We start from the raw sequence: 13,411 nt of genomic DNA on the forward strand, positions 1-13,411 counted from the left end.
AGTTCGCAAAGCTTTGCGCTCATCGCGTAAACCCTTGCGAACTTTGCGGTTAAGTAAATATGCATAACATTATTCAAAATTTATAATTCAAAACATGAAATTATTTAAAATACTTACTGCATTACTTTTGGCTGTATTATTTTTCAATTTTACATCAAAACAAGACAACAGACCTACTCTTTTTATGGTTGGAGATTCGACTGTAAAAAATGGTAAAGGAGATGGAGCCGGTGGTCTTTGGGGTTGGGGAGATTTCATTGGGCAATATCTGGATACAACAAAAATCAGGATTGAAAATCATGCATTGGGAGGCACCAGCAGCCGTACATTTCAAGATAAAGGATTGTGGACAGCGGTTTTAAATAAACTAAAAAAAGGAGATTATGTTCTGATTCAGTTTGGACACAATGACAATGGCCCTGTAAATGACAGTTTCCGCGCAAGAGGCACCATTAAAGGAATTGGTTCTGAAACCCAAGAAATAGACAATATCTTAACCAAAAAACATGAAATTGTACATACTTACGGCTGGTATATTCAGAAAGTAGTTCGTGAAGCGAAATCAAAAGGTGCAATTCCGATTATTTGCTCTCCAATTCCGCGCAATGACTGGCAGAATGGAAAAGTACCTCGAAATGACACATCATACGGATTATGGGCCAAACAGATTGCTGAAAAGGAAAAGGTAACTTTTATCAACCTGAACGAAAAAATGGCTCTTGAAATGGAAAAATTTGGAGAAACAAAAGTTACCGGCACTTATTTCTATAAAAAAGACCATACGCATACCTCGGCAAAAGGAGCTGTGCTTTCCGCTTCTGTTATTATTGATGAATTGAAAAACAGTAAAAATTCTCTAAAAAAATACATTTTAGACCATCCAAAAATTGTACTTCCTGCCAAGAAAAAAGTCTTTTTGATTGGCGATTCTACTATGGCAAACAATAACAATAATCCTGATGCCGTTGGCTGGGGAGTTCCATTTCCTCAATATTACGATACGACCAGAATTGAAGTTATCAACAAAGCACGCGGCGGCAGAAGTACCAGAACTTTTGATTATGAAGGTTTATGGAATGAAGTCAAAAATCAGCTGGAACCTGGAAATTTCATTCTCATTCAGTTTGGGCATAATGATGCTGGCGATATTGATAAAGAAAAATTCAGAGGTTCCTTGAAAGGAAACGGCGAAGAAACGCAGGAAGTTACCCGTCCAGACGGCACTAAAGAGATTGTACATACTTTTGGCTGGTATATGGAGAAATTCATTCGCGAAGCCAAAGAAAAAGGTGCCATTCCAATAGTCTTGAGTCAAACCCCACGTAATGAATGGCCGAATGATAAAGTAGAACGAAGAACTGATACTTATGGCAATTGGTCTAAAATTGCCGCAGAAAAACAAGATGTTCTTTATATTGATTTGAATGAAAATGTGGCGCAAAAATATGAGTTACTTGGAAAAGAAAAAGTAAAAGCTTTTTTCCCAAAAGACCATACGCATACCGGTTTGGAAGGTGCACAGTTTAATGCCCTAACTGTAGCTGAAAGCATTCAAAAATTAAAAAACTGTAATTTGAAGGATTATATTGAAATTCCTAAATAAAGCAGTTATGGACTTGAACTCCTTAAGGTTGTAAAACTTCATTTTAACCGCAAATTGCACAAATTTTCGCAAATTAATCTGTGGAAATTTGTGCAATTTGTGGTTAAAAAAAGCTTTAGATTATTGACATGATTTTTATGATCTAGAAATATGTCGCTCCTCTGGAGCTTTTTGTATTGTAAACATTAAATTTTGCTATAAATATTTCGCTTCTCCGAAGCTTACAAAAAGGGAGCTTTAATTTGAAGCTAAATTTTTATTCATTGGAATTTCATTTGCTATAAAGATTTCGCTTCTCCGAAGCTTACAAAAATAGAACTTTACTTTTGAGCTAAATTTTAGTTAATTGGAATTTCATAAGTTCCTCCTTCGGCAGCTAAGTAAACTGCTAATTGGTCGAGTACAATTCCGGTTTGATTGACTTCAATCTTAACAATATGTTTTCCTTTTGAAAGATTTGAGGCTGGAATTTTTACAATTGCACTGTTTCTAAGCACATTTTCTTTCCAGGTTTTATCCCGGTCTTTGGTATTTATTTTAAAGAATTCCGTGCCTTTTCCGTCTACTTGAATTCCGATTTCATGGTCAAAATTATTGGAATGTGTTGGAAGCAGACGTACTTCAATTTCATAATCGCCTGATTTTCCAATTTCAAATTCATAAGAAACAGACGGTTTTTCATTTTTAAAATAACGCTGCGTAAACGGAAACAAAGTCATGGCATTATTACTATATCCTAAACCTTGAATTGTTTTCCATTGATAATTCTCTGTGTCTCTTTTGGAAGTAAATTGGTCTGCTTGAATATAAATTCTGTCAGTTGTTTTTACTGACTTTTCCTTAGGATTTTCAGTCTTTTTAACTGCTTCAAAAACGGGCAGTTTTCTTGGCTGCATTGACATCATATAATTCCACTTACCATTGCTTACTTTTTCATTATAAAAACTGGTCAATTCCTGAATTTTCTCAAAAGCCTGAGTGGCCAAAGTATTATACTTTTCTTTTTGAGTTACATCTGAAACCGTAGCTGCTAAATTCCAATACAAAAATTTGTAATTCATATAAGCAGCACCTCTAACAGGATAAACCATCAATTGAAACCACGCGTCTTTTCTTTCTTCGGGAATAAGCTTTTCCAGTTCGTCTATTTTTTGGACTAGATTTTCATAAGCTTTTATTCGGTTTAAGGATTCTTCTTCAGAAAAATCAGAAAATTTAACGGGAGTTGTTGGCTCCGTCTGGCTCCATCCCATATATTCAGGCTTTCTGAGCATTGCCAAACGGTAATATTCTTTGATAATTAATGCCGACTCTTGACTTAACGCAACAGAAAATTCTCTTGCCGTCCAGTTTTTCAGATATTCATCAATTCCGTCGGATTTAATACTGTTGACATTCCAAGCTAAATCTAGAAAAAACTCAGTATCGTATTCTGCTGGTTTGATGTCTCCAACATTTACAATCCACATTTTTTTTGCACCATTTTGATACGCTTTTGTCATTTCATACCAAATCAAACCCGGCTGTGTGGTGCTCAACCAAAGATAATCATGAGGACGTCCCCAATAACTAATGTGATAATACACACCGCTTCCTCCTGTTCGCTTTTGTTCTTCTAGACTGCTCAAACGACGAATGTAACCATAATTATCATCGGGCCAAACAAGCGTTATATCGTCTGGAACTTTGAGTCCGTTATCATATAATTCCAGTACTTCCTTATATGGAACAAAAGCCTGAGGAATGTCGGAAAGCGGTTTTTTAAAAGTGTTTGAAAGCATCTCACGCTGGTTTAAAATAATCTTTTCCACCATTCCAATCGATTCCTTTAAATCTTTTGCGCCTTCCATTTTACTATCATGAACACCACGCATTCCTAATGTCATAATTGTTTCATTTTGAGCCGATTTTAATTCATCCAATCGCTCCTGCCAATATTTATCGACCTGAGATTTATTCGTAAAATAGTTGTAATCGCCGTAAATTTTCTGCTTCCATTCGTCAACATTGTTTCTCAGCATCGGCTCGGCATGAGAAGAACCAATCACAATTCGATATTGCTGTGCCATTTCCTTATTCCCCGAAAGGGTAAAAAAACCTCTTGTAGACGGATGCATAGCAGGCCAAATTGTATTCGCTTTTAAACGCAGGAGTAACTGAAAAATTTTCTCATAGCTTTTAGGGCCGATATCTCCCGTTTCTGGCTCAAAAGTTTTGGCTGCCCAAGGCTGTAATCCCCAGTCTTCGTCATTTAGAAAAATACCTCGATATTGTACAGATGGAGCTTCAACAATTCCTTTTGATGGAAGATACAACGAAAGATTTTCTTTTTTTAACGGATGAACATCTGCCCACCATTTCCAGGGAGAAATTCCGAGACGTTCGGCAATTTCAAAAACTGCATAAACAGTTCCCCTAACATCTGAACCAACAATGAAAAGATTGTCTTTTTCTTTTTTAATTGAAAATTTTTCCCATTGATTCGTTAATTCTTTCTGATTGTTTTTGTATTGAAATAATTTTGAAGAAATCTGACCAACATAAATTCCCTTTTTTGAAACCTTATTTGTATTAACAATTTCAGGACGTTTTCCTGTTATTTCCTTAATATCGTCTGCTAGTTCGTTTACAGCCCAGACAATCAGTGAATCCGTGTTTTTGTCAATGAAAATGTTTACTGCCTGATTGGAATCTGCAATTAAAAACTGCACTGATTCTTCATTCTGACTAAAGCAATTTAAAGCTGTTATTGCGAAAATTAATGTTAGTATTTTCTTCATTTTTATTTTCTTTTGCCACAAAGGCACTAAGGCACAAAATTTCAGTTCCATTTTTGTCATCCTGAGGAACGAAGGATCACACTAGAGAATCTACAAAGATTGGCGATATTCTTTACAGAGTTCCTTTTGCGATCCTTCGTTCCTCAGAATGACAAACTAGAAAAAAAACTGAGCCATTCTTTCTTTATTCCTTAATTCACAAGTTGCTTGTTCACATAAACATTCTTAAACGTCACACCATTTATCAAACTCTTGTCAATATTTGTTTTTACTGATTCTACATTTATATTTTCGAAAGTGAAATTAGACAAACGAACATTCGGGTCGTTTTCTACTCCGTAAAAAGTATCGCATTTCAATTCGATGTTTTTCATAGTAACATTATCGCCGTACGAAAGCGGAATATCTGGGCGTCCTTTCAAATCAAAGAATTGTTTCCAGGCAAAAACAGCTAATCCCGTTTTTGCTTCTCCCTTAATATCTTCAACTCTGATATATTCGTAACGTTGCGGTGTGTCAGGTCTCATTTTCAGCCACAATAATCTTGAAGCGCCGTCAATTTTACAATTGCGCATAATTATATTTCTATTGTGTATTGCCTCGCTTCCATTGGTCAAAGCGGAATGGCAGAAACCGAAATTACAGTCTTCAATAATAATATTCTTGTTTGCTCCATTGTTTGGATCTTGGTCTGCATAAGGGCCTTTTCCACCTTTAAGCGCAACAGCATCATCATTAACCGACATATAACAGCCTTTTATCAAAACATTGGTACAGATATCTACATCAATAGCATCCGTACTTGGCGCTTTATCTTTAACATGAGGAGAAAAAATATACAAATCGAGCAGTTTAACATTATTGCATTTGTAAAAGTGATTCGTCCAAAAACCGGAATTAATCAATTTTACATCCTGAAACTGCACATTATTAGAATTCCACACAAATACCAATCTGGGTCTCGAAACTTCCAGGTTCGTACATTTTGGATTTTCTTTACGACGCGCCCAAAAAGCATCCCAATATTTTTTTCCGTTTCCGTTAATCGTTCCTTTTCCTGAAATTGAAAAATTATCAACTCCGTAAGCATTGACTACAGCCGGGAAATAATCCAGATTCTGTCCTTCCATTCTGGAAGCCATAATAGGAAAATCAGCTATATTATCAGAACCTTTCAAGACACCGCCTTCACTGACATATAATTTAGTCTTAGGTTTAAAAAATAAAGCGCCACTCAGGAAAACGCCTTTTGGAATTACAATTACGCCACCACCGTTTGTGGCTGCTTTGTCAATTACCTTCTGAATGGCAGCTGTTTGTATTTTAGTGCTGTCTGTTCTCACTCCATAGTCTGTAATTTTATATTGTTTACCTAGACTTTTAAGCTCCAGTTTGGTATAATCTTTAAACCATGGCGCAATTTCACTTCCATCGGGAAATTTATCATTGCTGTATTTTTGTGAAGATGCATTTTGAACAATCCCTAAAATGCAAAAAACTAAAGTGAAAAACTTTTTCATTGTGCCTTATTTTATTTTTGTGTTTTATTATCTTATGGTAATCTTGGTTAAAGAAATATAATTTCCTGTACTGCCGTAATTTGATTTTCTTTTGTCTGACCAATTTGGTCTTTCTCCAGTTCCATAAACTGTCAACGTATAAGTATCTTTTTTTAAGACTGGAGATTTATAAACTGATGTTTCCATTGTACTTTTACTGTACATATCAATGATTGCAGTGGTAATCGTTTTTCCTTCTTTATCTGTCAAAACAACTTTGGCATAACCATTTTCACTGCCAACAAAACTCGAAAAGCCAATCTGTTGTCCTTTAAATTGTACAGAAAATGAAGCATTTTTATCATCTGATTTGCTTTCTGAAATCTTATTCTCTTTTACAGCATGATTCCAATTACCAGAATATTTAATTTTTGAATCTGTGTTTTTTAAGATTTTGTCTGCATTTTTTTGTACAGACACAATTCCAGTCTGTAAATCAATCTGCCAGCTTTCTTGATACTCTGGAATTTTTAAAGAAGTTCCCGAAATAGTAAGCGGCTGCCAGACATAAGTTGCCGAAGATGCTTGTTTTGGAAAAGACCAGCGGTCTCCCATAAATATATAACTTGTTGTTTTTGTTCCCTTAACAGGCAAAACAAAAGTTGATTGGGAATTCCATGTCAATGTTCCTTCGGGAGCAATTAAACCACTCGATTCCCATGGACCTTTAATTGAATTTGAAGTGTAATAATAATTGTCATTTCGTTCCCAGCTGGTCAGATGCGAGCCAATAAAATAATACAGATTATCTTTTTTAAGCATGGTTGGCGACTCAAAACCTGTTGTTATATTTTCGTTCACTTTTTCTGTAACCGACTTATAATCATCACTTAATTTATAAATTTCACCGCCGTGAACCAAAATATATCCCGAACCATCATCGTCTTGAAAAGTTCCCATATCCCATTTTTTGATCGGTTTTCCTTCAAACAAAAGCGGGCCTTTAAATGTATAAGGTCCTTCTATGTTTTTTGAAACAGCATAACCCACAAATTGGTCTTTATAGGTCAGAGAATCGGCGTGCATATACATTACATACTCAGCCGTTTTGGGACATTTCATCACCTTTACTCTTTCTCCAACACGATTGGGGCCTAATTTTCCTTCTTTTTGCAATGGCAAAGCCACACTTTCAAACTTCCAATTATAAAGATCTCTGGACGAATAACAATTAAATCCTGCAAATGCATTGTTGTCATCAGAATGAGCTTCTCCAAAAAGATAAAACGTCTCTTTTTCTTTTACAATACAGGCGCCGTGTGCACTAACGATATTTCCGTTCTGATCAAACCATGGTACTCCAGAATAAACAGCATCCATTCTCTCCAACTTTTGAGCAGAAGAAATAATGATATTGGCAAGAAAAACTATCCAGAATACTGTTTTTTTCATTGTTTATATTTTAGTTTCGGTTGGATTTAAAATTTGGAATTTTTATAAAGCTATTTTCTCTTCAGCCAGTCTTTAGGCACATTTACAATACAGATATTTAAAGTTCTGTTATCCTCAGAAAGCATTGCTGACTGAATTTGAATTTTAGTTCCATCTCTGTTAAAAGTCGGATGTACATGATCTGCAGCAGTTTGTTTGTGACCTGTTGTCAGCATTATCATTTCGTTGGTTTTACGATCAATCAGATATAAACTTCTAGAGAAATCATCTCCAACAGCCCATCTTCCGTCAGCAGAACCGTGTACATGCCATAATCCGCTGCCACTTTTGGTTTGTCCGGCAATAATCATTTCGCGGGTTCTTAAATTTACAATTGCTAAACCTGTTGGTTTTTCACGAGTTCCCGAATTTCCCCAATTGCTTTCCTGTCCTGGATTCTGCGGATTTCTGATTTCTGTGCTTTCCGTAACTTCAACGGGAGTTTCTTTTTGAATATCTATTTTTCGGTGTCCCATAATAGCCATTGCCACCTCATCCTTAGAAATTACCGCTTCGTGAGTTACCCATTCATAATCTGATTCAGGATACAGCGGTCTTAAACCCGTTCCGTCTGCCATAACCGTCCAGGTACGCTGAGGCGATTTACCGCCAGTTTCCCAGCAAAAAACCAGTTCGCCTGGATTCCAGATATTCGATTGAATATGACCTACTTGAAACGGCACCGAAACTACATGTTTCAATTCTCCTGTTTTTATATTCATACTGCCAATACCTCCAGGGCCTGCTCCCATATTTCTAGGACCATAGTTTTTTTCTAGTTTAACATTCGGATCTAAATGTTTAGCTGCTTCTTCTCTTCCAATTCTAAAATACACACGATCTTCATCAGCATCCAAAGCCATATCGCCAGAAGCGCCCATTTCTGAAGGTGTTATCCCGCAGATTCGTTCGTAAGCAGCAACCGTTTTCATTTTTCCGGCATGACTGTCCTTAAAAACGTTTTCCAGATTTACTTCTACAATTTGCATTGTATTTTCTTCGCCTTTGCGCATATAATACAATTTCATCGATTTTTGCGCCATACACAAAGTACCGCTGTAACCGCCTTCTGTAACCTGAACCATCACACCTGATTTTTCATTTACCGCAACTGCATCACCATTGGCTCTTTTGGTTCTGAAAATGAGCCACTCGCCATCTGCTGTCCATTGCGGATGAGTTGGATATGTTTTCGAATCACCTGCCGATTTCGTAGTTAAAAAGATTAAATCAACACCTGTAACCGGATCTTTGATTATCTTTTTCTCAGATGGGAAGCGTTTTCCAATCTGACTAAAAGTTGTCGCCGAGAAAAAAAGTAAAAATATAATTGAGATTGATTTGAATTTCATCCGTTTGCTTTTGATTAACCTTATCTAATTGAAAATATGCGCTATGTCTTTAAAATTAAAATGATAAACGCATACTGCACATCATCGCATTCCCATAGTTGAAACTATGGGTTATGTTTTTAAAATTGGAACGGTAAACTCTCACATATACCGAATACCGAATACCTCTTACCTCATAACTTATAACCTATAACTTATAACTTACAACCTATTATCCCTTAATTTTCAACTGAATAGAACTGTCATTCATTTCAAATTGATTATTTTTTAAAAGTGTGATTATTTCGGCTCCAGCCAATAGCACTGGTCCGTAACCATGAGCTGCAAATAAATTTATGGGACGGTAATAGTAAAAAGCAGGGTCAAATGCCATTCCAGTTCCTACACAGGTTCCTTCTACCTGACCTTTTTCATTTACTTTGGAAGCTACTGCATTCCACGCTAATAAAACTGCAGGTGCATAAGCCAATTTATCAACATAACCACGATTAATTGCTCTTGCAATAGAATACGTATAAATGGCAGTTGCCGAAGTTTCAAGATAAGAATCGTTTCGATCCAGCAATTGATGCCAGAAACCTGTTCCGTCTTGATACTGCATAAGTCCGGCTATATGTTTTTGAAGCTGCGCTAGAACCTGAGGATATCCAGGATGATTTTTTGGCAGCACTTCCAATAATTCTACCATAGTCATCACTGCCCATCCATTTGCCCTTGCCCAATGAAACTCGGGGTGTGTCTGCATTGACTCTACCCAGCCGTGCATATAAATTCCTTTTTGACTGTTGAACATTCTTTCTGAAAACTGATTGACTTGTTTTACAGCATCATCAAAATATTTTTTGTCTCCTGTATAACTCCCCATTTGTGCTAAAGCTGGAACACTCATAAACATATCATCCAGCCAAAGTGTATTATTTTGTGGTCTATTTCTAGCCAGTGTTCCATCTTTTAGACGATATTCTTTTTCGCTGATGTATTTAATGAAGTTATTTATTACCGGATCAACATTTGCATTTAGTCCTCCTTTTTTTGCTTTGATAAAAGCAGCACAAAGTGCTCCGGCATCGTCTAATGCATGCGGCTTTAAAACGGTGCGAATTGGCGAATCTTGTACATTGTCGCTTTTGAAATTTTCAGCAAGATCTGCGATTAATTTAATACGCTTATTAGCATAATCTGCATATTCTTTTTTTCCTGTTGCTTCAGTCGCCAAAAGCATTCCGGCATAAGTAACACCCCATTCGTAGCTTGTAAGCCTGAAAGAGCCTGGAGAAAAAACAAGTTTGCCTTTTGCTTTTTTGAAATCTTTTACTTCTGAATTGTCACTTGCATTGAGAACTTTTGAAGCGGTATTTTCTTCAAGAAAATTATACACCCGATTTAAAACAGCTTCAATATTATTTTTCTCTGGAACAACATAAGGCGTTATATAATCCGGCTGCATGGCATGCAAAGGTGTGGTAACATCATTTGTCTGCGCATTCGCGGAAGCAAAAACCCCAAATGTGATTAAGGCAAGTATTTTTACAGATGAATGGTTCATAGTTAGTATTTTTTGGTTAATAAGATTCAATTTAATATTGCAATAACAATTTTGGTTTCCCAAAGTGGTCTATTGTCATTGAAAGCGAAGAAGTTATAAAATTATTTTTTAATCTATATGAAAAACTTCTTTTAACGAAATGGCAATCGGAGAATTATCTGGATTGGTATCCATTATATCAGCCATATAAGCCCACCATTTTTTTATTAATGGATGGTTCGGCAGATACTTTTCATCAAAATCAGGACTGATTTTTTGAACTGCAAATAAAATCAGTGTTTCTTCATCTAAAAAAATAGTGTAATCCTGTATGCCTGTTTCAGACAATAAAGCCTGTAGTTCCGGCCAGATTTCGTCATGTCTTTTTTTATATTCTGCTTCAAAACCCGGTTTTAATTTCATTTTGAAAGCATTCCTAATGGTCTTTTTATTTTCCATTTTCTAATGTTTTAAATTAATTTGAACTGATTTGTCACGATTACAGCTAATTTCTCCGTTACTATATTCAAGTTCTGCAACCTGTATAGAGCTTCTTTTAGTTTCATAATTGTCAACTCCTTTGTTTTCTGGAGTTCTTCCCGGATGAGTGAAATAAAAAACATACGCTTTACCATCATTTACCATGACATCTGCATGTCCTCCAATTACTTTGTCATCTTGGCCACTTCCAGGAAGCTGCAGTATATTTTTCTCCTGACGGTTCCAGTTTAGAAAATCTTCGGAAGAATACACATTCAGTCCTCTCCAGGAATCAGAAATCATCCAGTTTTTTCCTTTCCAAACAAAAACTTTTGGCCCTTCGCCACGGTCTTTTATAATTTTTGTACCGCTGTCTTTCCAATTGTACAAATCATTACTGTCTGCATAATAAATTGATTTTCCATCGTTTTCATTATTGTAAAACATTCTCCAAGTTCCATTTGGCAATCTAAAAACCGAAGCGTCAATGCATCGCTCAGAAGCCAATTTTAGTTCCGATTCGAACTTCCAATCCATCAAATTAGTGCTGGTAAGATGAATTATCGAACGCGGATGATACCAGTCATTAAATATTCCTGGTACGATGGTAAGATACATATGGTATTTATTTTTGTATTCAATTACATCTGGAGCCCAGTACGTTATATCTTTAAGTTTATAATTGATGTTGCAAGTATCTTTGTAGGTCCACTTTGCGCCGTCTTTTGATACTGCAATTCCTATTTTAGTGCCATGAACCCATGTAATTCCCTTAGCTGTAGAATCATTTGCTCTCCTATTGGTATAAAACATAAACCACAGCTTTTCTTTTTTATTCCATACAATGGTAGGATCGGCAGCACCGTCATAAATAGGATCGCGATACAATGGCTTTGGCGCCGCATGTTTTTGATCTTCTTTATTTTCTTTTTGAGCTATCATTGTCAAAGTGAACAACACAGTTGCAAGATTTAGAAAAAGATTTTTTAGTTTATTTTTCATTTGGTTTTGTTATTTTTTGCTCAATTTTGTCATTCCGAGAAACGAGGAATCACACTCGGGATTCGATAAAGATTGGCGACATACTGTGTCGAGTTACTAGTGTGATTCCTCGTTTCTCGGAATGACAAACTGGACTTATTTTTATACAAAGTCTACAAACTTTTAATTTTTAATATTCTGCCAATCATCAGTTCTAAAAGGAGATGCTGGGAGATTCTCAGTATTAAATAAATTTGGATTCGGAACGGCTTTCCATGCAAAACGCACCGCTTCCGGATTTTTTACTTTTGATGAGGAAACGATAATTGTTTTTCCATCAATTTTTGCTTCTGCAGGATAAAAAACTTGATCGCTTCCTGCAACTTCAAATTCTCTTAAATCAGCTGTCTTTTTAAATCCGTTTTCTACCTCATCAAAAAACAACTGAATTTTCTGTTTTTTGATTTTCATATGATTGTAAACTGGTCCCGAATACACTAAATTTTTTTCGTTGTACGTTTTAGATCTTGCCAGTAAAGCTAAACGATATCCCACTGTCTGTTTGTCTATGGGATGAATATTAGTTTCATTTCCAACATCTGTAGTGACGACCATTCCAGTATTTGGAACCGATTTTGAAACCAATAACTGTGCTTCTCTTATATCAGGATTCTGACCTTTGTGCGGCGTGATCTGAACAAAATAAAATGGAAAATCTCCCTGATTCCAATCGCTTCTCCAGTTTTTTATCATAGCTGGAAAAAGACTTCTGTACAAAAATGCTTTTTCGGCATTACTTTCTCCCTGATACCAGATTACCCCTTTTATAGTATAATTGGTCAAAGGATGAAGCATGGCATTGTACAAAACATAAGAAGTTTTATTTTCTTCTTTTTTCGGTTTTTTAAGCTCCGTTTTGGTTAAATCGTTATTATTTGAAGTTCTTTCGGCTTTTAAATCCGCATAATATTTTTCTAGTTTCTCTTGAAATAATTTTTCGTTTTTGGCATCATTTTCTAATATTCCCAGAAAGTCTGGGTTTTCTTCCAAAACCTTTTGCGAAGTCCAAGCTTCAGCTTTTGTTCCTCCCCATGAAGAAGAAATTAATCCAATTGGAACTTTCAAATTTTGGTATAAATCGCGTCCAAAAAAATAAGCCACGGCTGAAAATGTTTTGATTGATAGAGGCGAACATTCTTTCCAGTTTGCACTGACATCGTCTAAAGGCTTTTGAGAAGCTTTAGTTGGAACGGTAAATAATCTGATAGATGGAAAGTTGGCACTTTGAATTTCTTCTTCGTAGTTTTTAACACCTGTTTTCCAAGTGCCGTCTTCTTTTCCCACTGGAAAATACATATTTGACTGTCCGGAACAAACCCAAACTTCACCAATCAGTACATTTTTAAGAATGATTTTATTGGAAGCTTCAATTGTGATTTCATATGACTTTTCGCTTCCTTGTGGCGTTTCAACAACAGTTTTCCACGTTCCGTCAATATTAGTTGTAATTTCTACTGCATTCTGCTTCCATCCTAACTTAAGATTTATTTTTTCATTTGGAGAAGCCCATCCCCACAAATTAACTTTTGAGTTTTGCTGTAAGACCATATTATCCCCTACCAAAGCCGGCAGTTTTACTTGTGCAGTCAAATTCAGCCCTATTCCAAAAAAAATAAATAATAGAAAAAAATTTACCGAAT

At 35.9% G+C, this 13,411-nt stretch carries 9 protein-coding genes; 1 reads left to right on the plus strand and 8 read right to left on the minus strand.

Annotation, left to right across the window (positions count from 1 at the left end):
• The first annotated feature begins 94 nt into the window (after nucleotides 1-94).
• A complete protein-coding gene (locus ACFS3A_RS20770; protein ID WP_379827478.1) occupies nucleotides 95-1,603 on the plus strand; it encodes a rhamnogalacturonan acetylesterase in 1,509 nt (502 codons plus the stop codon).
• Between the two features lie 338 nt (nucleotides 1,604-1,941).
• Here ACFS3A_RS20770 and ACFS3A_RS20775 read toward each other — a convergent pair whose 3' ends face one another.
• The 8 genes from ACFS3A_RS20775 to ACFS3A_RS20810 all read right to left on the minus strand — a co-directional run bounded on the left by ACFS3A_RS20775 (nucleotide 1,942) and on the right by ACFS3A_RS20810 (nucleotide 13,361).
• On the minus strand, nucleotides 1,942-4,383 hold the full coding sequence (locus ACFS3A_RS20775; protein WP_379827479.1) for a glycosyl hydrolase 115 family protein: 2,442 nt from the start codon (nucleotides 4,381-4,383) through the stop codon (nucleotides 1,942-1,944).
• Nucleotides 4,384-4,574: 191 nt separating this feature from the next.
• A complete protein-coding gene (locus ACFS3A_RS20780; protein WP_379827480.1) occupies nucleotides 4,575-5,903 on the minus strand; it encodes a rhamnogalacturonidase in 1,329 nt (442 codons plus the stop codon).
• 27 nt (nucleotides 5,904-5,930) lie between these two features.
• Complete coding sequence (locus tag ACFS3A_RS20785) at nucleotides 5,931-7,334, minus strand: family 43 glycosylhydrolase (RefSeq protein WP_379827481.1); 1,404 nt, start codon at nucleotides 7,332-7,334, stop codon at nucleotides 5,931-5,933.
• A gap of 50 nt (nucleotides 7,335-7,384) precedes the next feature.
• Nucleotides 7,385-8,725: a hypothetical protein gene (locus ACFS3A_RS20790; RefSeq protein WP_379827482.1), complete on the minus strand. Its 1,341-nt coding sequence runs from the start codon at nucleotides 8,723-8,725 to the stop codon at nucleotides 7,385-7,387.
• Nucleotides 8,726-8,936: 211 nt separating this feature from the next.
• Nucleotides 8,937-10,271: a glycoside hydrolase family 88/105 protein gene (locus ACFS3A_RS20795; RefSeq protein WP_379827483.1), complete on the minus strand. Its 1,335-nt coding sequence runs from the start codon at nucleotides 10,269-10,271 to the stop codon at nucleotides 8,937-8,939.
• 108 nt (nucleotides 10,272-10,379) lie between these two features.
• A complete protein-coding gene (gene rhaM / locus ACFS3A_RS20800; protein WP_379827484.1) occupies nucleotides 10,380-10,709 on the minus strand; it encodes an L-rhamnose mutarotase in 330 nt (109 codons plus the stop codon).
• A gap of 3 nt (nucleotides 10,710-10,712) precedes the next feature.
• On the minus strand, nucleotides 10,713-11,732 hold the full coding sequence (locus ACFS3A_RS20805) for a family 43 glycosylhydrolase (RefSeq protein WP_379827486.1): 1,020 nt from the start codon (nucleotides 11,730-11,732) through the stop codon (nucleotides 10,713-10,715).
• A 162-nt stretch (nucleotides 11,733-11,894) separates the two neighbouring features.
• Nucleotides 11,895-13,361, minus strand: a complete 1,467-nt coding sequence (locus ACFS3A_RS20810) for a sialate O-acetylesterase (RefSeq protein ID WP_379827487.1) — start codon at nucleotides 13,359-13,361, stop codon at nucleotides 11,895-11,897.
• Nucleotides 13,362-13,411: the final 50 nt, after the last annotated feature.

Origin of the sequence: Flavobacterium notoginsengisoli, assembly GCF_042686225.1 — a bacterium.
Taxonomy (GTDB): domain Bacteria; phylum Bacteroidota; class Bacteroidia; order Flavobacteriales; family Flavobacteriaceae; genus Flavobacterium; species Flavobacterium notoginsengisoli.

Bases quoted from the DNA above. Each gene is read 5' to 3' on its own strand.
- ACFS3A_RS20770 (WP_379827478.1), top strand. From the start codon at position 95: ATGAAATTATTTAAAATACTTACTGCATTACTTTTGGCTGTATTATTT.
- ACFS3A_RS20775 (WP_379827479.1), bottom strand. From the start codon at position 4,383: ATGAAGAAAATACTAACATTAATTTTCGCAATAACAGCTTTAAATTGC.
- ACFS3A_RS20780 (WP_379827480.1), bottom strand. From the start codon at position 5,903: ATGAAAAAGTTTTTCACTTTAGTTTTTTGCATTTTAGGGATTGTTCAA.
- ACFS3A_RS20785 (WP_379827481.1), bottom strand. From the start codon at position 7,334: ATGAAAAAAACAGTATTCTGGATAGTTTTTCTTGCCAATATCATTATT.
- ACFS3A_RS20790 (WP_379827482.1), bottom strand. From the start codon at position 8,725: ATGAAATTCAAATCAATCTCAATTATATTTTTACTTTTTTTCTCGGCG.
- ACFS3A_RS20795 (WP_379827483.1), bottom strand. From the start codon at position 10,271: ATGAACCATTCATCTGTAAAAATACTTGCCTTAATCACATTTGGGGTT.
- rhaM (WP_379827484.1), bottom strand. From the start codon at position 10,709: ATGGAAAATAAAAAGACCATTAGGAATGCTTTCAAAATGAAATTAAAA.
- ACFS3A_RS20805 (WP_379827486.1), bottom strand. From the start codon at position 11,732: ATGAAAAATAAACTAAAAAATCTTTTTCTAAATCTTGCAACTGTGTTG.